The 18,884-nt window shown below is 54.0% G+C and carries 14 protein-coding genes; 12 read left to right on the top strand and 2 right to left on the bottom strand.

Annotated elements, in window-relative coordinates; all coding sequences use genetic code 11:
- Positions 1 to 3: 3 nt before the first annotated feature.
- Genes L1I42_RS06400 through L1I42_RS06425 form a run of 6 tightly spaced genes read left to right on the top strand, consistent with a single transcriptional unit; the run spans position 4 to position 9,314 of the window.
- Positions 4 to 1,083, top strand: coding sequence for an ABC transporter permease (locus L1I42_RS06400; RefSeq protein WP_236113651.1), 1,080 nt, complete (start codon positions 4 to 6; stop codon positions 1,081 to 1,083).
- 9 nt (positions 1,084 to 1,092) lie between these two features.
- Entirely contained in the window at positions 1,093 to 2,844 is a 1,752-nt protein-coding gene (locus tag L1I42_RS06405) for an ABC transporter ATP-binding protein (RefSeq protein WP_236113652.1), read from the top strand.
- A 9-nt stretch (positions 2,845 to 2,853) separates the two neighbouring features.
- Positions 2,854 to 5,304: a nitrite reductase large subunit NirB gene (nirB, locus tag L1I42_RS06410; RefSeq protein WP_236113653.1), complete on the top strand. Its 2,451-nt coding sequence runs from the start codon at positions 2,854 to 2,856 to the stop codon at positions 5,302 to 5,304.
- Positions 5,301 to 5,648: a nitrite reductase small subunit NirD gene (nirD, locus tag L1I42_RS06415; RefSeq protein WP_236113654.1), complete on the top strand. Its 348-nt coding sequence runs from the start codon at positions 5,301 to 5,303 to the stop codon at positions 5,646 to 5,648. The genes nirB and nirD overlap by 4 nt, the downstream gene beginning before the upstream one ends.
- On the top strand, positions 5,645 to 8,299 hold the full coding sequence (locus tag L1I42_RS06420) for a nitrate reductase (RefSeq protein ID WP_236113655.1): 2,655 nt from the start codon (positions 5,645 to 5,647) through the stop codon (positions 8,297 to 8,299). The genes nirD and L1I42_RS06420 overlap by 4 nt, the downstream gene beginning before the upstream one ends.
- Complete coding sequence (locus tag L1I42_RS06425; protein ID WP_236113656.1) at positions 8,271 to 9,314, top strand: NAD(P)-dependent oxidoreductase; 1,044 nt, start codon at positions 8,271 to 8,273, stop codon at positions 9,312 to 9,314. The genes L1I42_RS06420 and L1I42_RS06425 overlap by 29 nt, the downstream gene beginning before the upstream one ends.
- On the opposite strand, the gene L1I42_RS06430 is transcribed toward L1I42_RS06425, so the two are convergent.
- On the bottom strand, positions 9,274 to 10,341 hold the full coding sequence (locus L1I42_RS06430) for an ABC transporter ATP-binding protein (RefSeq protein WP_236113657.1): 1,068 nt from the start codon (positions 10,339 to 10,341) through the stop codon (positions 9,274 to 9,276). The genes L1I42_RS06425 and L1I42_RS06430 overlap by 41 nt on opposite strands.
- Before the next feature lie 16 nt (positions 10,342 to 10,357).
- Positions 10,358 to 11,137 (bottom strand): IclR family transcriptional regulator, encoded by a 780-nt coding sequence (locus L1I42_RS06435; RefSeq protein ID WP_236113658.1) that lies wholly within the window; start codon positions 11,135 to 11,137, stop codon positions 10,358 to 10,360.
- A 130-nt stretch (positions 11,138 to 11,267) separates the two neighbouring features.
- Here L1I42_RS06435 and L1I42_RS06440 point away from each other — a divergent pair, with 130 nt between their 5' ends.
- The 6 genes from L1I42_RS06440 to L1I42_RS06465 all read left to right on the top strand — a co-directional run bounded on the left by L1I42_RS06440 (position 11,268) and on the right by L1I42_RS06465 (position 18,864).
- Positions 11,268 to 12,503 (top strand): ABC transporter substrate-binding protein, encoded by a 1,236-nt coding sequence (locus L1I42_RS06440; RefSeq protein ID WP_236113659.1) that lies wholly within the window; start codon positions 11,268 to 11,270, stop codon positions 12,501 to 12,503.
- A gap of 62 nt (positions 12,504 to 12,565) precedes the next feature.
- Positions 12,566 to 13,453 (top strand): carbohydrate ABC transporter permease, encoded by an 888-nt coding sequence (locus L1I42_RS06445; protein WP_236113660.1) that lies wholly within the window; start codon positions 12,566 to 12,568, stop codon positions 13,451 to 13,453.
- Complete coding sequence (locus tag L1I42_RS06450; RefSeq protein ID WP_236113661.1) at positions 13,453 to 14,301, top strand: carbohydrate ABC transporter permease; 849 nt, start codon at positions 13,453 to 13,455, stop codon at positions 14,299 to 14,301. The genes L1I42_RS06445 and L1I42_RS06450 overlap by 1 nt, the downstream gene beginning before the upstream one ends.
- Positions 14,298 to 16,382 (top strand): alpha-galactosidase, encoded by a 2,085-nt coding sequence (locus tag L1I42_RS06455; protein WP_236113662.1) that lies wholly within the window; start codon positions 14,298 to 14,300, stop codon positions 16,380 to 16,382. The genes L1I42_RS06450 and L1I42_RS06455 overlap by 4 nt, the downstream gene beginning before the upstream one ends.
- Entirely contained in the window at positions 16,379 to 18,094 is a 1,716-nt protein-coding gene (locus L1I42_RS06460) for an IlvD/Edd family dehydratase (RefSeq protein WP_236113663.1), read from the top strand. The genes L1I42_RS06455 and L1I42_RS06460 overlap by 4 nt, the downstream gene beginning before the upstream one ends.
- A complete protein-coding gene (locus tag L1I42_RS06465; RefSeq protein WP_236113664.1) occupies positions 18,094 to 18,864 on the top strand; it encodes an SDR family NAD(P)-dependent oxidoreductase in 771 nt (256 codons plus the stop codon). The genes L1I42_RS06460 and L1I42_RS06465 overlap by 1 nt, the downstream gene beginning before the upstream one ends.
- Positions 18,865 to 18,884: the final 20 nt, after the last annotated feature.

Below are 18,884 nucleotides of genomic sequence, written 5' to 3' on the forward strand. Positions count from 1 at the left end.
CAAATGTCTGAGATTTCGAGCGCAGAACAAGTCAATGCCGAACCAGTATGGCGAAAGCGCCTTTTGAGTGGCCTTAATCGCGCAAATGGCTGGCTTGAAGCTCTTGGATTTGCCTGGGTCGCGCCCTTAATCAAGTGGGGCATAGACGAAAACCGCAAGGAACAGTCTAAGATTTTGCGCCAGGTCTTGCTGGTGCCGTTGATGGGCATCGCTGCCTTTTTGATGATTTGGGCTGCACTGGCACCGCAAGTTCAAACCTCTTTGGGTACTATACCGGGCCCGGTGCAAGTGGTGGAGCAGGCCGGCAATCTTTGGCAGGACCATGTGCGCGAACGGGAAAAAGCCGCTGCGTTTTATGAACGGCTGGATGCGCGCAACGCCAAACTGATCGAGCAAGGTCAGTCTGACCGCGTAAAGCATCGCGAGTATACCGGTCAACCGACTTATATCGACCAGATCGTCACCTCGCTTTTCACTGTGGCACTGGGCTTTGTGATCGCGACCGTGATTGCGGTGCCACTTGGGATTGCGTCTGGCCTGTCAAAAACATTCAATGGCGCTATCAACCCCTTAATTCAGATTTTTAAACCCGTTTCTCCCCTGGCCTGGTTGCCAATAGTGACGATGGTGATTTCAGCGACATATGCCAATCCCATGGATTGGCTGCCTAAATCCATGATCACCTCCGCCGTCACGGTAACACTGTGCTCATTGTGGCCCACATTGATCAATACGGCGCTGGGCGTTGCGTCTGTCGACAAAGACTTGATGAATGTGGGCCGCGTGCTGCAGTTGCCGACCTACAAAACCATCACCAAGCTGGTGCTGCCTTCGGCTCTGCCTTTAATTTTTACCGGTTTGCGTTTGTCGCTCGGGGTGGGCTGGATGGTGCTGATCGCCGCTGAAATGCTGGCGCAAAACCCGGGCCTGGGCAAATTTGTCTGGGACGAATTCCAGAACGGATCCTCCCAATCTTTGGCGCGAATTATGGTGGCCGTGCTCACCATCGGCATTGTCGGCTTTATGCTCGATCGGCTGATGTTCGCCTTGCAACGTGCTTTCACCTTTAGCGCAAATCGCTAGGAGCAAGAGATGACCATCCTCGAAATCTCCAAACTGTCGGTCCATTTTGGTGAGGAACCCAATTGCCACGAAGTGTTGACGGACATCGAACTGGATGTGGCCGAAGGTGAGTTTGTGGCGATTGTGGGCTTCTCCGGCAGCGGGAAAACCACTTTGATTTCGGCCCTGGCGGGCTTGATAAAACCCACCAAAGGCGGCGTGATCTATCGGGGGCGTGAAATTGACGGCCCCGGACCGGAGCGCGGTGTGGTGTTTCAATCCTACTCGCTGATGCCTTGGTTGACGGTGGAGGGCAATGTGGCGCTTGCCGTGGACCAAGTGTTCAGTGACAAACCGGCTGCCGAGCGCAAGGAAATTGTCACCCGCTATATCGAAATGGTTGGCCTCGACCATGCGAAGAACCGCAAGCCCGCCGAACTCTCCGGTGGGATGCGGCAGCGGGTGGCAGTGGCGCGGGCATTGGCCATGCAACCTGAAATTCTACTGATGGACGAACCCTTGTCGGCGTTGGATGCCCTTAATCGCGCCAAGCTACAGGATGAATTCTCCGATATTTGTCAGAGGGAGAAAAAGACCATCATCCTGATCACCAATGATGTGGATGAGGCCATTTTGCTGGCTGACCGGATCATCCCGCTCAAACCGGGACCAAACGCCACATTGGGGCCGGATTTCAAAGTGGATATTCCGCGGCCGCGTGACCGGACAGCCCTGAATGATGATGAGGATTTCATCAAATTGCGCGCCGCCGTTACCGATTATTTGATCGATGTGGGGGCCGCCCGGTCTGATGAGGCGGATGATGAGGTGGAGTTGCCGAACATCGTGCCCATGGATTTCAGCAAGGGCGAAAAACTGCCTGCTGCCTATGAAGAGGCCGCCAAAAGTGGCAAGCAGGAAGGCTTTTTGCACTTCTCAGACCTGAAAAAAGTCTATCCCACGCCCAAGGGGCCGCTCACCGTGGTGGATGGCTTTGATATGAAGATCAACAAAGGTGAATTTATCACCCTGATTGGCCACTCCGGGTGCGGTAAATCCACCGTGCTGTCGATGGCCGCAGGGCTGAACGAAATCACCGAGGGCGGGATTATTCTCGATGGTCGCCATATCACCAGTGCCAGCCCAGATAAAGCCGTGGTATTTCAAGCGCCCAACCTGATGCCGTGGCTGACCGCTTATGACAATGTGGCGCTGGGGGTCGACAAGGTTTATCCAAACGCCAGCAAGGGCGAGCGCCAAGATGTGGTGGAATATTATCTCACCAAGCTGGGGCTGAAAGACAGTATGAACCGCAAAGCTGAGGCCCTATCTAATGGCATGAAGCAAAGGGTGGGGATTGCGCGCGCCTTTGCATTGTCGCCCAAATTGCTGTTGCTGGACGAGCCTTTTGGCATGCTGGACAGCCTGACCCGTTGGGAACTGCAAGACCTGCTGATGGATGTTTGGAAACGCACCCAGGTGACCGCCATCTGCGTGACCCATGATGTGGACGAGGCGATCCTTCTGGCCGACCGTGTGGTGATGATGTCCAACGGACCCAATGCCAAGATCGGCAACATTATGGAGGTTGATCTGCCGCGACCACGTTCGCGCAAGGCATTGCTCAACCATCCGGATTATTACGCTTATCGCGAAGAACTGCTTGAATTTCTGGAAGCCTATGAAGGGGGTGCCAACCCAAGCGAGGACCAGTTGGCAGCCATCAAGCAAAAGCGCGCCGCACGGCTGGCCCGACAACGCCGTGCCACCGCGGCAGAATAGGAGGCCGACATGCAAAAGCAAAAATTGGTCATAATTGGCAATGGTATGGCGCCCGGGCGCATGCTGGAGCATTTGTTTGAGCGGGCACCAGTTACCTATGAGGTCACCATCTTCAACGCCGAACCGCGCGTGAACTATGACCGGATCATGCTGTCGCCCGTGCTGTCTGGCGAAAAGGCATATGAAGACATCATCATCCATGGGGATGGATGGTATATTGACCACGGGATCACCCTTTATAAGGGCCACAAGGTCACCGAAATTGATCGTGAAAACAAAACCGTGACCTCTGATCAAGGGGTGACTGAATCCTTCGACAAGCTGGTGATCGCCACCGGCTCCAACCCTTTTATAGTGCCGGTGCCTGGCCATGACCTAGCCGGCGTGCTCGCTTATCGCGATCTGGACGATGTCACCGCCATGATGCTGGCCGCGCAGTCGCGCGAAAAGGCGGTGGTGATCGGGGGCGGTTTGTTGGGGCTGGAAGCAGCCGCCGGTCTGCGCGAACGCGGCATGGATGTGACCGTGGTGCATTTGATGGACACGCTGATGGAGCGTCAGCTGGACCCGTCTGCCGGCTATTTGCTGCAAAAAGAGCTGGAAAGTCGCGATATTGCAGTGAAAACCGGAGCCAATACCAAACGTATTATCGGCGACAAGAAAGTAACCGGGCTGGAGCTGGAAAGCGGCGAGGTGATCGATTGTTCGCTGGTGGTGATGGCCGTGGGCATTCGACCCAATGTGGCGCTGGCGCAGGACGCTGAACTGGAGGTCGAGCGCGGCATCGTCGTGGATAGCGCCATGCGCACTTCGGACACCGATATCCTGGCGCTGGGCGAGTGTGCCCAGGTGGATGGCCGAGTTTATGGTCTGGTGGCCCCGCTTTATGACATGGCACAGGTGGCCGCGTGCACGCTGACCGACGACTTTTCCAAGCCCTTTAAGCATCAGGACACAGCCACCAAGCTGAAAGTGACTGGCATTGACCTGTTTTCAGTGGGTGATTTTGCCGAAGGCGATGACCGCGACGAGATTGTGCTGCGCGATGCCAATGCGGGCATTTATAAGCGCGTGATTTTGCAGGACAACAAGATTATCGGCACCGTGCTTTATGGAGACACGTCGGATGGCGCCTGGTTCAATGATTTAAAAAAGAAGCAAACCGACATCAGCGATATGCGCGAGAGTTTGATCTTTGGCCAGGCCTATCAGGGAGGGGCCGCGATGGACCCCATGACGGCCGTTGCAGCGTTGCCCGATGATGCAGAAATCTGCGGCTGTAACGGCATTTGCAAATCAAAAATCGTCGGCACAATCACCGAAAAGGGCCTGACCACGCTGGACGAGGTCCGCGCTCACACCAAGGCATCCGCCTCTTGCGGCACCTGCACCGGGCTTGTGGAGCAACTGATGGCCCTGACATTGGGCGAAGAGTTTGATGCGGATGCAGGCAGCTCCATGTGCCCGTGCACCGATCTGGGCCATGGCGACGTGCGCCGCCTGATCAAAGCCAAGGAGCTGAAAAGCATCCCGGCCGTGATGCAGGAGCTGGAATGGAAAACCTCCTGCGGCTGTGCTAAATGTCGGCCCGCGCTGAACTATTATCTCGTTTGCGATTGGCCGGATGTTTATGCCGACGATTATCAGTCGCGCTTCATTAATGAGCGGGTACATGCCAACATCCAGAAGGACGGAACCTATTCTGTGGTGCCGCGCATGTGGGGTGGGGTGACCTCCTCAAAAGAATTGCGGGCCATTGCCGATGTGGTGGATAAATTTGATATCCCGACCGTCAAGGTCACCGGCGGTCAACGCATCGATATGCTCGGCATTAAAAAAGAGGACTTGCCCGCTGTTTGGGCCGATCTAGGCGAGGCCGGATTTATTTCCGGACAAGCCTATGCCAAGGGCCTTCGCACCGTGAAAACCTGCGTTGGGACCGATTGGTGCCGTTTCGGCACGCAGGATTCAACCGGCCTTGGGATCAAGCTGGAGAAATTTATGTGGGGGTCTTGGACCCCGGCCAAACTAAAAATGGCGGTTTCCGGCTGTCCACGTAACTGTGCCGAATCGACCTGCAAGGATATCGGGATCATTTGCGTCGATAGTGGCTTTGAAATCCATTTTGCTGGCGCGGCGGGCCTCGACATTAAGGGCACTGAAGTGCTGGGCATGGTGCCAAGCGAAAATGAAGCGCTGGAACATGTGGTGGCGCTGGCGCAAATGTATCGCGAGCAGGGGCATTATCTGGAGCGCATCTATAAATGGGCCAAGCGCGTCGGTCTGGATGAAATCCGCAAGCAGATAATGGACGATGAGGAGCGCCGACAGGAATATTTCGACCGCTTTGTCTTCAGTCAGAGATATGCCCAGGTGGACCCTTGGTCAGAACGGGTGTCGGGTAAGGACAAGCACGAGTTTAAACCCATGGCAGCCCTTGAATTGGAGGCGGCAGAATGAGCGTGGTGCCGTTAATTCAAAAAGAGGATTTGGTGGACATTGGACACATTGACGAGGTGCCACGCCGCGGCGCACGTTGCGTGACCAGTGGCGATCTGCGGATTGCTATTTTTCGAACACAGGATGATCAGTTTTTTGCCCTTGAGGACAAATGTCCGCACAAGGCTGGGCCGTTGAGTCAAGGTATCGTGCATGATGGCTGTGTCACTTGTCCGCTGCACAATTGGGTGATCTCGCTCAAGAGCGGGGAGGCGCAAGGTGCTGACGAGGGGGCGACGCAGACGTTTAATGTTCAGGTGAGGGGCAACCGGCTTTTGCTGGACACCGCAGAGTTGATCTCATGAAAGAGGACGCTATCCGCACCACTTGTCCCTATTGCGGCGTGGGCTGCGGCGTGTTGGCCACATCAGGTAATGATGGGGTGCGCATCAAGGGTGATCCGGATCATCCGGCCAATTTTGGGCGGCTTTGTTCCAAGGGGACCGCGTTGGGCGAGACACTGGGTTTCGAAGGGCGTTTGCTGCATCCGGAGGTCAGGGGTGAGCGCGCCAGTTGGGACGATGCATTAACGCTGGTCGCGGACACCTTTAAACAGATCATCGCTGAGAATGGGCCGGACTCAGTCGGCTTTTACCTCTCAGGGCAGATGCTTACCGAAGACTATTATGTCGCGAATAAGCTGATGAAAGGCTTTATTGGCACAGCCAATGTGGACACCAATTCGCGCCTATGCATGGCCTCAACGGTGGTGGGGCACAAGCGCGCCTTTGGCGCTGATATTGTGCCGGGCTGTTACGAAGATCTGGAATTGGCCGATCTGGTGATTTTGGTAGGCTCCAACATGGCATGGTGCCATCCGGTCCTGTTTCAGCGCCTGCAAGCGGCGAAAGCCGAGCGACCTCATATGAAGATTGTGTTGATCGATCCGCGCCGCACAAAAACCGCGGAGATGGCCGATTTACATCTAGCTATCGCCCCTGACGGCGATGTGGCATTGTTCAACGGGCTATTACAAAATCTCGCAGATCAAGGGCAACTCGATCAAGACTATATAGATCGCCATACGAACAATTTTGACAAGGCGCTGGCTGCGGCAAAGATGTCGACAGCCACATTGTGCACCAAAACCGATCTCAGCATAGATCAACTGTCCAGATTTTATCAATTGTTCGCTGAATCGAAAAAAGTGGTGACCTGTTTTAGCCAAGGCGTGAACCAGTCGAGCGAGGGCACCAACAAAGTCAATGCCATCATCAATTGCCACTTGGCAACAGGCCGGATCGGTAAGCCGGGGGCCGGTCCGTTTTCACTAACGGGTCAACCGAACGCCATGGGGGGGCGCGAGGTGGGCGGCCTGGCCACCATGTTGGCGGCCCATATGGAAATTGGCAATGAGTTGCATCGCGGGTTGGTGCAACGCTTTTGGCAGTCTCCGCACATTGCCGCTGCGCAAGGCATGAAAGCGGTTGATATGTTCGATGCCTTAGCAAAGGGCAAAATCAAGGCGATCTGGGTGATGGGAACCAACCCAGTGGTGAGTATGCCCGCGGCGAACAAGGTGGCCGATGCGTTAGCCAACTGTCCATTTGTGGTGGTCTCCGACATATTGGCAGACACAGAAACTGCGCGCTTCGCGCAGGTGAAGTTGCCCGCATTGGGGTGGGGCGAGAAAGACGGCACGGTCACCAATTCAGAACGGTGTATTTCGCGGCAGCGCGCGTTTCTGCCAGCGCCGGGCAGGGCGCGACCCGATTGGTGGCAAATGGCAGAAGTGGCCAAACGCATGGGATATGATGCTGCTTTCGAATATCAGAGCGCCCGCGATATCTTTGCCGAACATGCGGCTCTTTCAGCTTTCCAGAATGAAGGCGAACGAGACTTTGATATTGGCGCCTTTGCTGACATTTCTGATGTCGACTATGATGAATTGCAACCAACTCAATGGCCGCGGCGCAAGGGCCAGAAAGCCGTTTCTCAACGCTTCTTTGCCGGCGGCCATTTTTTTACACCAGACGGGCGTGCCAACTTTGTCGCAACGCCCGCCACACCTGAAACGCAAGCCACAGTTCCATCAACATTACGCCTAAATACCGGCAGGGTGCGAGACCATTGGCACACCATGACACGCACCGGCAAAAGCGCCGCACTGAGCGCCCATATAGCTGAGCCGTTTTGTGAGGTGTCTCCTGAGCAGGCGTCAAAAATCGGCGTTCGTCCCGCCGAACTGGTTGAGATTACCACAGAGGGGCATAGTGTTTTGGCGCGCGCCATTTTGAACCCGCATCTGTCGGATGATCAAATATTTGTGCCGATGCACTGGAATGGCAATTTTTCGTCCAATGGCCGGATCAACGCGCTGGTTTGCGATCAGACCGATCCTTTTTCTGGCCAACCAGCACTAAAGGGCGCACAGGTAAAGCTGCGCTCCGCCCAAATGGGCCTTTATGGATTTATGGTGAGCCAAGCCGCGCCGGAAGCACTGTCGAGCAGCTATTGGGCCAAGGCAATCACCAATAATGGCTGGCGGGTGGATTTGGCGCAAAAAGATGTAGCTGGCGACATTGAGAAAACCGTGCGTGCTATGTGCGGATGGGAAGTGGCGGCAGCAGATGTTCACTATCACGATGCCACCACTGGCCAGCATCGATTGGCCTGGTTTGAAGGGCCGCAATTGCAATGCGCTCTTTTTCTTGCCCCGGAGCCCGTTGCCGTTTCAAGGGCTTGGGCTGTCGGTCAACTGGCAAAAGAGTTTGAATCGCCAGCGGAACGTTATCGTTTGTTGGCGGGGCGCCCCGGCAAAGATATGCCGGATCCCGGTCCAATTGTGTGCAGCTGTTTTTCTGTTGGCGCTAACCAGATTGCTGACGCGGTGCGAAACGGGAGTGTCAGTGTGGCCGCCATCGGCGAAAAATTGAGTGCGGGCACCAATTGCGGGTCGTGCAAGCCCGAGATTAGCGAGTTTATAAATGAATTTACCCTTTCTGTCGCGCAATAAAATCGAGATGGCTTCAAGCGGTCACCGCGCATCCGGTCGCATAGGGAAGTTGTCCGTGTTGCCGGTATTCTTTGATCTGACCGGCGAGAATATATTGGTGATAGGTGGAACCGACGCTGCTTCATGGAAAGCCGAATTGCTGGCCGCAGCGGGAGCTCATGTGCTGATCCATGCGCCAGAAATCAGTCCTGCATTTCAAAGATTAGTTGCAAGGTCGCCCCTGCATTTCAGCCGTAGAGATCCCAGCAAATGGGACAGTGATTTCGCCAATGTGAAATTGATTATATGCGATGCAGCAGATGCGGCAGAAGCGAAAAGGGTGCGATCCATCGCGTCACTCTATGGCTTGCCAGTCAATATCATCGACCAGCCGGAATACTGTGATTTTCAGTTCGGGTCGATTGTGAATCGATCTCCTCTTGTGATCGGCATTTCGACGCACGGGGCGGCCCCAATATTGGGACAGGCTGTGCGTCGCCGCATTGAGGCGATTCTGCCCGCGGCGCTCAATCAATGGGCCGCGCTGGCGCAAAAAATACGCCATCTTGTGATGACCCATTTGCCGATGGGTGAGAAGCGTCGCGCCTTTTGGGAGCATTTTGTCGATCATGCTTTTAGCGAGGTCCCAGGGCCGCATACCGAGGCAGCGTTGAAAAAACACTGCCTTGCGCTCTCAAATGGAGAAGTTGATGACAAGGGCAAAGCGCTGACCATGACGCGGATTGGCTATTGTGTTCTAGACCCGGAATTGGTGACATTGAAAGCCGTAAGGGCGATGCAGGCCGCCGACATGGTGCTCCACGATCGCCATACGCCGCAAGCAGTACTCGACTTAGCGCGACGTGAAGCTGAACATGTCCTGATCGAAGACTTTCGTGCGCGCGACCACGCCAAGCTCGAGGCCCGTAACATCGTTCAATTGGTCGCAGGTCAGCCTTGCCTTTTTGAACGTTTCGAGGGAGTCGCGACCGAATTTAGCGAATGCGGGCGTCGCTGCGCTGATCAAACAACATAACTCTCGATGGGTCAAAATCAATTCCAACTTTATCGCCAATACGCGGCAAGGTTTCATCCTGGCTCAATTCGGCGATCAGCCTATGTCCGTCGTCTGTGATTAGATAGACATAGGAAACACCGCCCAAATTCTCAATCAAATCCACCTTGAGCACATTGCCTTCAGGGTTAATCCTAACAGATTGTGGCCGTATACCGGCCCAGACGGATAACTTGTCCGCCGTTTTACTCTCCAGAACAACCGGTACGGTGTCGTGGCCGATTGCGGGCAGGGCAAGACTATTTTGGGACAGCTCGGCTGGCAGGAAATTCATGCCTGGCGACCCGATAAAACCCGCCACAAATTTGTTGTTGGGGTTGGAGTACAGCTCCATAGGTGAGCCGACTTGTTCGATCTGACCGGCGCGCAACACCACAATTTTATCTGCCAAGGTCATGGCTTCAACTTGGTCGTGGGTGACGTAAATCATGGTCGAATCGAGCGACTGGTGTAACCGCGCCAACTCGGCGCGCATTTCAACCCGCAGTTCCGCGTCAAGGTTGGAAAGTGGTTCGTCAAACAAGAACACGTCCGGACCGCGCACAATGGCGCGACCGATCGCTACCCGCTGCCGTTGGCCGCCGGAGAGGGCTTTGGGGCGACGCTTCAAATAGTCGCCAAGTTGCAAAATGCCAGCGGCTTCATCGACCTTTTCTTTAATGATGCTTTTGTCCACACCATTCATTTTCAAGCCGAAGCCCATATTCTCTTCAACCGTCATGTGGGGATAAAGGGCATAGGTTTGAAACACCATCGCCACACCCCGGTCGGCCGGTGCCGCGGTGGTCACATCCCGTTCGCCAATGGAAATGGTGCCCGAGGTTGTTTCTTCCAGTCCGGCAATCATGCGCAACAAGGTGGATTTACCGCAACCGGATGGCCCAACGAAAACGCAAAATTCTCCATCTTCGACCGTTAGGTCGACCCCATGCACCACTTGAGCCTCGCCATATTTCTTGATCACATTGTTGAGCTTAACGCCGGCCATATTGTCCTCCCGTTCCCTATGTGGGGAATTGCCATGATGTTGCTTCCCGTCCAATTTGTTCTGCGGTTTGCAAAAGAACGGGTTTGAATTCTTCGAGTTCGCTTAAAGATTTGCGCGCGGTTGAAGTGGCGATTGAGATTGCGCCAATCACCCGGCCTTCACTGGTCATGATCGGCGCTGCAATCGATATAATGCCTTGCTCATGTTCCTCCCGGTCAAAAGCGATGCCGTCTTTGCGCACTTGTTCAAGTTCGGCCTCCAAACTCGCTGCCGAGCAGTGAGTTGAAGGCGTATAGGGGTGAAATGCCTGCTGGCTGAGCGCCAGTTGCAGCCTTTTGGGCGCAATAAAGGCGAGCATCGCTTTGCCCACACCTGTGCAATAGGCCGGGGCGACATTGCCAACTTGGGCGAGTGTTTCGAACCGATCATTGGATTTGCGTTTGTCCACAAACAGGACCTGACCGGATTCGAATTGTGCCAAGTGCACTGCTTCTCCAACTTGTTGTGCCAGTTGCACCACATAGCTGCGGGCGAGTGGGGCAAGCGAGGTGGTTTTCCAAGCCGCATGAGCCAGTTTCACCAACCGCAAGCCGGGCGAGTAAGTGCCATCTGACTCGTCAAACCGCAGCATATTCTGGCTGACCAGGGTGCGCAGAAAGCGATAAAGCGTCGCCTTGGGGAAGGGGCTGTTCTCCAACAGGTCAGCAAACTTTACTGGACGGCCATAGGCCGCGACCGCATCCAACACAGATAAGGCTTTGCCAACTGTCCCGTCTGCCCCGGTTTGCTTGTTCATATTCACTCCCTCCCGCGCAAAATCCCTGCGCCAGCATTGACATTCATAAACTTTTAGCACACTATTTTCAATAGTTGAAGTAAAGTTTCATTATTTGGAACAACTTTAACGGAACGAACGGGAGGAATCAATGTTCCAATTTAAACTGCCGATCGCAGTCGCCTTGTCGGCTGCACTCATCGGCTCATCTGCTATTGCGGGTGAGCTTGTTATCAACACCGACACCTCGGACCCTGCGCCAAAAGCTGCCTTTGAGGCGCTGATCGCCGGGTTTGAAAAAGAACATCCAGATGTCACCGTGAAATGGAATTTGTTCGATCATGAGGGGTATAAAACCTCGATCCGCAACTTCCTGACCGCGGATGCGCCGGACCTGGCAAACTGGTATGCAGGCAACCGCATGTTGCCCTATGTAAATGCAGGTTTGTTCGAGCCCGTTGATGATGTTTGGGAAGAAAATGGGTTGAATGAATCCTTGGCCTCCGCGGCTGCCTCAATGACAATCGATGGCAAAAAGTGGGGTGTGCCATACACTTATTACCAGTGGGGCGTTTATTATCGCAAAGATCTGTTTGAAGAGCACGGCATTGAAGTGCCCACAAACTGGGATGAGTTTAAAGCCGCAGGCGAAACGCTGAAGGAAAACGGCATCACGCCAATCACAATTGGCACCAAATATCTTTGGACCGCTGGTGGTGTGTTTGACTATTTGAACCTGCGGACCAACGGCTATGATTTCCATATGGCGTTGACCCGTGGCGAAGTGCCATGGACCGACGAGCGCGTGCGCGCGACCATGAACAATTGGAAAGAACTGTTGGATGCCGGGTTCTTCCTGGAAAACCACGCCGCTTATTCCTGGCAGGAGGCATTGGCCCCAATGGTGCAGGGCGAAGCCGCCATGTACGTGATGGGCAACTTTGCTGTGGCACCGTTGCGTGAAGCTGGTTTGAGCGATGATCAGTTGGGTTTCTTCCAATTCCCCGTGATCAATCCTGATGTGCCTTTGGCCGAAGAAGCGCCAACAGACACAATTCACATTCCAGCCAATGCCAAGAACAAAGAGGATGCGAAGAAGTTCCTTGCTTATCTGGCGCGCGCTGACGTGCAAACTGAAATCAACAAGACGCTGGGTCAATTGCCGATCAACAAGAACAGTGAAGTCGCAGACGACAAGTTCTTGCAGGCCGGTCTAAAAATGCTCTCTTCAACAGAGGGCGGTATTGCCCAGTTCTTTGACCGGGATGCACCAGCTGAAATGGCCAAAGTTGGCATGGAAGGCTTCCAGGAGTTCATGGTGAAGCCAGACCGCTTGGATCAAATCCTTGAGCGCCTCGAAAAAGCGCGTCAACGGGTTTACGAATAATTTACTCCCTAAACCAAGGTTCACGCGCCCCCAGGGCGCGTGAACAATCAAGGTGAGGTGCCATGCAGGATTTCTGGAAACAAAATCAGCAAAAAATAGCGCCCTGGCTGTTCCTGGCCCCGGGCATCATCATGTTTTTGCTCTATGTGATTTATCCCATCATCGGCTCGTTTCAGATCAGTTTTTATGATTGGGATGGGCTGGGCCAAAAAGAATGGGTCGGGGTCAATAATTATATAGAGCTGATGGATGATGAGGCGTTTTACACCTCATTGAAAAACAACGTCATCTGGCTGGTTCTCTACATGTTGGCGATCCCTGCCGGTTTGTTCGTGGCGCTGTTCTTGAACCAAACAGTATTTGGCATTCGCCTTTATAAATCGCTGTTTTTCTTTCCTTTTGTTATTTCGCAAGTTGTGGTCGGCCTGGTGTTCTCCTGGTTTTATGACCCCAGCAATGGCTTGATGAACATCGCGCTCGAAGCCATAGGTTTTGACGCCATTCCAGTGCTCGCAGACGAGCGATATGTGACCTATGGCATCATCGCCGCAGGTCTTTGGCCGCAAACAGCCTATTGCATGATCCTATACCTCACCGGTTTGAATGCGATTGATCCCGAACAGATTGAGGCGGCACGGCTGGACAACGCCAAAGGCTGGCGCATGCTGTGGTATGTGATCCTGCCGCAATTGCGTCCGGCGACCTTCATTGCCATGGTGGTGACCGTGATTGGGGCCTTGCGCAGCTTCGACCTCATTTCGATTATGACCGACGGTGGGCCATGGGGATCGTCCCGCGTGTTGGCCTTTTACATGTATGAACAAGCCTTCTCCGAATATGGCTTCAGAATGGGCTATGGCGCAGCGATCGCCGTGGTGCTGTTCCTGATCATGATGGTCTATATCACCTTCTTTTTGTACAAAATGTACCGTGACGAGCGAGGCCAATAATGTTTCCCACACCCATCGAGAAAACTTCGCGGCTGACACAGGTCTTTTACAAAGTGGCCCTGCCATTGGCGCTGATCCTTTGGCTGTTGCCCCTGATCGCTGTAGCGCTCACATCAATCCGATCCGCCGGTGACATTAACTCGGGCAATTATTGGGGATGGCCCACCTCGTTCAACTTGGTTGAAAATTACACGGCAATCTTTCGCAACACGCCGATTGGCCAATATATGCTGAACAGCTTTAAGGTGACGATCCCCACCGTGATTGGGGCTGTGGCCTTGTCCTGCATGACGGGTTTTGCCTTGGCGGTCTATCGCTTCCGGCTCAATCTGCTGGTTTTCTTTATGTTTGTCGCGGGCAATTTCGTGCCGTTCCAGATTCTGATGGTGCCGGTCCGCGACCTCACACTGCAGCTGAACCTCTATAATAGCTGGCAGGGCTTGGCTTTGTTCCACATCGCCTTCCAAACCGGCTTTTGCACCCTGTTTATGCGCAATTTCATCAAAGCACTGCCAGTGGAATTGATTGAGGCCGCGCGGGTGGAGGGCGTCTCCGAGATCAAGATTTTCTGGTATGTGGTGTTGCCACTGATGCGACCCGCTATTGCAGCGCTCTCTGTGTTGATCTTCACCTTTATCTGGAACGATTATTTCTGGGCAACTGTTTTAACCCAAGGCGCGGAGAGCCAGCCGATCACGGCAGGGCTCTACTCCTTGAACGGGCAGTGGGTCTCGGCCTGGCATTTGGTGTCCGCTGGATCGATTGTTGCGGCGGTGCCGCCGGTTGCCATGTTCTTTTTGATGCAAAAGCATTTCATTGCCGGGCTGACCCTGGGTGCCGTGAAATGATACAAACTTGGCGACTGGATGTGGAACAGGCCACTTTGGTGCTGGCCCGTCGTGGTGACAGAATGGTGGAGATCGTCTATTTGGGGGCGCCATTGCCCGCAGATGCCGATTTGGACCAAATTGTCCAAGCCACCCAACGCGATGTGACGGGGGGGATGCTTGACCAAAATCTGCCGCTTACCATTTGTCCCGAGTTGGGCGAAAGCATACAGGGGCACGCCGGATTGAAATTGAACGGCCCAAGCGGCCAACTCATGCGCCCCACATTCAGCAATGTGCAAGTGCATCAAATGGATGCACGCATCGAGATTGAAGCTCGGGATCAGCAAAACGGGTTGACCTTCACCGCCACATTGGCCGCACACGCGAGTGAACAGGTATTCTATGCACGCGCTGCGCTTAAAACGTCGGAACCGTGCCGTCTGTCTTGGCTGAGTGCGCCAGTTGTCACAGGCTTTGCACATACGAACGGCATCTTGGATTTCACGGGCAGATGGTGTGGTGAATTCATCGAGCAATCCACCCCATGGCGGGCGGGTGCACATATGCGTGACAATCCCACTGGCCGTTCGGGCCATGAACATTTCCCCGGCGCATTTGTGTTGGGCAAGGGCGCAACCAACAATCAGGGTGAAGCCTATGGCTTCCACTATGCCTGGTCGGGCGGCCATTGCATGATCGCTGAACAATTGCCAGACGGGCAAAGACAATTACAGTTCGGTCACGCGTTGGACAGTTACAATGAGCTGGCCATGGAATTTGAAACCGCTCCGCTTTATTTTACTTACACTGCAGACCAAGGCTTGAATGGGTGCGCAATTGCATTTCAACGCTTGGTAAAGGCCAATCTAAAATCGGAGGTGCGCGATGAAGTGCGCCCCGTTCACTATAATTGCTGGGAAGCGGTATATTTCGATCATAAGCTGGAGCAACTTAAACATATTGCAAATAAGGCAGCAGCTCTCGGCGCCGAACGGTTTGTGCTGGACGATGGTTGGTTCGGCAACCGAAATGATGACACAAGTTCGCTTGGAGACTGGCAAGTCGACCCGAAAAAGTTCCCTGACGGGTTGACCCCACTCATTGAATACGTGCGTGGATTGAACATGCAGTTCGGTCTTTGGGTAGAGCCAGAAATGGTCAACGCAAACTCTGCGCTTTATCGCGCACATCCGGAATGGCTGCTCGGCCCTGCTGACCAGCTGCCGGGACGGCATCAATTTGTGTTGGATATGGCGCTGGAAGAGGTGCAGGACTATCTCTTCGACCAGCTTTCCGCGCTGCTCAATCAATATGAGATTTCCTATCTCAAGTGGGATCATAACCGCGTGTTGCCCTTTAAACATGCGGCACAAACCGAGGGCACATATGCGCTGTTGGCACGGCTCAACGATGCCTTTCCCAAACTAGTAATCGAAAGCTGCGCGTCGGGAGGTGGTCGTCTTGATTATGGTATATTGCAGCATACGCAGCGCGTTTGGCTATCTGACAGCAACGACGCGCTTGAGCGCGCTAAAATACAACATAATGCGGCCCTGTTTTTACCCGCCGCTGTGACCGGTTCCCATGTGGGGCCGCGCATTTGCCATACCTCCGGGCGGCAAATCGATATGCAAACCCGGGCCTGGGTGGCTGCCCAGCGACATATGGGGTTTGAAATGGACCCTGACGAACTGACTGATGAAGAGGCCGCAACACTGGCGGCGGTAACCGCGTGGTGGCAAAACAACCGCGAATGGATGCTTGATGCGGACTTGCTGCGGCTGGACGGTGGAGGGCAAAATATTTTGTCAGAACTGCACCTCGCGCGCGACAAAGGCCGCTTTGTGCTATTCGCCAACAAAATTGATACTTCAGATACGATTTTGGAGACGCCAATCCGGCTTGCACGGCTTGAAGCCGACGCGCACTATAAGATAGAAATTGTGAATCACGATCAATATCCGCATCTTTCACGTAGTGATTTGCCCATTAAAAACAAAGCTTTGACCTTGCCTGGGAGCTTTTTGTGCCAAACGGGCATTCAACTGCCGTGGAATTTCCCCGGCCGCGTGTCCGTCATCGAAGGAATTAAAGTATGAGTGACTCCAAAAAACGCCGCAGTCAGGCTTGGTATGGCAAGCAAGACCGCGATGGTTTTATCCATCGCTCTTGGATGAAAAACCAGGGTTTTCCCGATCATGTATTTGACGGACGCCCGATTATTGGCATTTGCAACACGTGGTCGGAGCTAACACCCTGCAATGCGGGTTTGCGTGATCTGGCAGAAGCGGTAAAGCGCGGCGTTTGGGAAGCAGGCGGTTTTCCGGTTGAATTTCCGGTTATGAGCTTGGGCGAAACGCAAATGAAGCCGACCGCAATGCTGTTCCGCAATCTCTTGTCGATGGACGTGGAAGAGAGCATTCGTGCCTACGGCATTGATGGCGTTGTGTTGTTGGGCGGTTGCGATAAAACCACCCCCGGTCAGCTGATGGGGGCAGCCTCAGTCGACCTGCCGACGATCGTGGTTTCGTCCGGTCCCATGCTCAACGGCAAGTTCAAAGGCCGGGATATTGGGTCAGGTACCGATGTCTGGAAATTCTCTGAGGATGTGCGTGCAGGCGATATGAGCTTGAAGGACTTTATGTCCGCCGAAGCGGGGATGAGCCGATCTGTCGGTGTGTGCATGACCATGGGAACGGCCTCAACAATGGCATCGCTGGTTGAGGCAATGGGTTTTTGCCTGCCAACCAACGCAGCGCTGCCGGCCGTTGATGCCCGTCGCGGCACACTCGCCCACCTCACAGGTAAGCGCATTGTGGAGATGGTAGAAGAGGACCTCACCATGTCCAAGGTGGCCACCAAGGCGAACTTTGAGAATGCCATACTGGCCAATGCGGCCATCGGCGGATCAACAAATGCAGTGGTGCATTTGCTCGCCATTGCGGGGCGTATGGGCATTGATTTGACCCTTGAAGACTTCGAGTTGGGCAAAGACCTGCCGCTGCTGGTCAATTGCATGCCCTCTGGCAAATATCTGATGGAAGATTTCTGCTATGCGGGAGGCATGCCCGCGTTGATGAAAGAGCTTGCGGCGCATCTGCGCCCATCCAACAGCGTGTTGGGCAAAGATATTTCCAGCTATTACAAAGACGCTGAGTGCTATAATCGCGATGTGATCTTTGCCTATGATGCGCCGATAAAGTCAAAGGTCGGTTTGCGGGTTCTAAAAGGTAGCCTCGCGCCAAACGGCGCCATCATTAAACCATCCGCCGCAACGCCAGCATTGCTCAAGCACGAGGGCGAAGCCTATGTGTTCGAAAACATCGAGGATTTTAAAGCCAATATAGATCGCGAAGATTTGCCGGTCACAAAGGATACCATCCTCGTGCTGAAGGGTTGTGGTCCCAAAGGCTATCCCGGCATGCCCGAGGTGGGCAATATGCCGATCCCTCGCAAGCTGGTTGCCGAGGGTGTGCGCGATATGGTGCGCATTTCTGACGCGCGCATGTCGGGCACCGCATTTGGCACAGTGGTGCTCCATACCTCGCCAGAAGCTGAGGCTGGCGGTCCATTGGCGCTGGTGCAAACTGGCGATCGGATCAAGCTGGATGCAGAAAACGGCCTGTTGGACCTTTTGGTTGAAGAGGAAGAACTGGAGAAACGTCGCGCCAATTGGAAACCAACGCCACCTCATTATGAGCGTGGATATGCCAGCCTCTATATCGAACGTGTTCTGCAAGCCGACAAAGGCGCAGATTTAGATTTCCTTGTGGGCAAAGACACACGCCCTGTGACTCGGGAGAGCCATTAATGCAAAGCTACGCCACATTTCACGACTTAAAGGACAAAAACGTATTCATCACCGGTGGTGGTGCCGGAATCGGTGCGGCTTTGACGGAAGGATTTTTGACGCAAGGCGCAAAAGTAGCCTTTGTTCAGCGGTCTGATGCCAGCGAATTTGCGGAAAAGATGGGTGATAAATATGGCCAAAAACCTCTGTTTTTGCCTTGCGATATCACCGATATTGACGCGCTTAAAGCCGCCATGGAACAGGCGGCAGCCGCGCATGGCGAAATTGACGTGGTCGTAAACAATGCGGCAAATGACCAACGGCATAGTTTGGAAGAATATGGCGTTGAGGACTGGGACAAATCGATCAATATCAATTTGCGCCCCCACTATTTCACCGCACAGGCTGCCGCACCCGGTATGAAAAAGAAGGGTGGGGGGGCGATTATCAATTTTTCCTCTGCCTCTTATATGATGGGGAATGCGGGCTATAGCTCCTATGTTGCGTCGAAGGCTGGCATTACCGGGCTGACGCGGGCGCTCGCGCGCGAATTGGGGCCAGATAATATTCGCGTCAATGCCTTGGTGCCAGGATGGGTGTTGACCAAAAAGCAATTGGACATGTGGGCGACAGAGGAAGACTTGAAAGCCCATTTGGACAAACAATGCTTAAAGGAGCATCTGGTGGAACAGGATATCGTTGATGCCACACTATTTTTGGCCTCAAAAACCAGCCGCATGATGACCAGTCAAGCGCTTGTGGTTGACGGTGGCGTGGTGATGACGGGCTGACCCGGCCAAAATACTGTAGC

The organism is Maritalea mediterranea (assembly GCF_021568695.1).
Taxonomy (GTDB): Bacteria; Pseudomonadota; Alphaproteobacteria; order Rhizobiales; family Devosiaceae; genus Maritalea; species Maritalea mediterranea.

Coding starts and splice junctions, on each gene's coding strand:
- nirB (WP_236113653.1), top strand. CDS start 2,854: ATGCAAAAGCAAAAATTGGTCATAATTGGCAATGGTATGGCGCCCGGG.
- L1I42_RS06440 (WP_236113659.1), top strand. CDS start 11,268: ATGTTCCAATTTAAACTGCCGATCGCAGTCGCCTTGTCGGCTGCACTC.
- nirD (WP_236113654.1), top strand. CDS start 5,301: ATGAGCGTGGTGCCGTTAATTCAAAAAGAGGATTTGGTGGACATTGGA.
- L1I42_RS06405 (WP_236113652.1), top strand. CDS start 1,093: ATGACCATCCTCGAAATCTCCAAACTGTCGGTCCATTTTGGTGAGGAA.
- L1I42_RS06455 (WP_236113662.1), top strand. CDS start 14,298: ATGATACAAACTTGGCGACTGGATGTGGAACAGGCCACTTTGGTGCTG.
- L1I42_RS06435 (WP_236113658.1), bottom strand. CDS start 11,137: ATGAACAAGCAAACCGGGGCAGACGGGACAGTTGGCAAAGCCTTATCT.
- L1I42_RS06450 (WP_236113661.1), top strand. CDS start 13,453: ATGTTTCCCACACCCATCGAGAAAACTTCGCGGCTGACACAGGTCTTT.
- L1I42_RS06425 (WP_236113656.1), top strand. CDS start 8,271: ATGAATTTACCCTTTCTGTCGCGCAATAAAATCGAGATGGCTTCAAGC.
- L1I42_RS06400 (WP_236113651.1), top strand. CDS start 4: ATGTCTGAGATTTCGAGCGCAGAACAAGTCAATGCCGAACCAGTATGG.
- L1I42_RS06460 (WP_236113663.1), top strand. CDS start 16,379: ATGAGTGACTCCAAAAAACGCCGCAGTCAGGCTTGGTATGGCAAGCAA.
- L1I42_RS06465 (WP_236113664.1), top strand. CDS start 18,094: ATGCAAAGCTACGCCACATTTCACGACTTAAAGGACAAAAACGTATTC.
- L1I42_RS06430 (WP_236113657.1), bottom strand. CDS start 10,341: ATGGCCGGCGTTAAGCTCAACAATGTGATCAAGAAATATGGCGAGGCT.
- L1I42_RS06420 (WP_236113655.1), top strand. CDS start 5,645: ATGAAAGAGGACGCTATCCGCACCACTTGTCCCTATTGCGGCGTGGGC.
- L1I42_RS06445 (WP_236113660.1), top strand. CDS start 12,566: ATGCAGGATTTCTGGAAACAAAATCAGCAAAAAATAGCGCCCTGGCTG.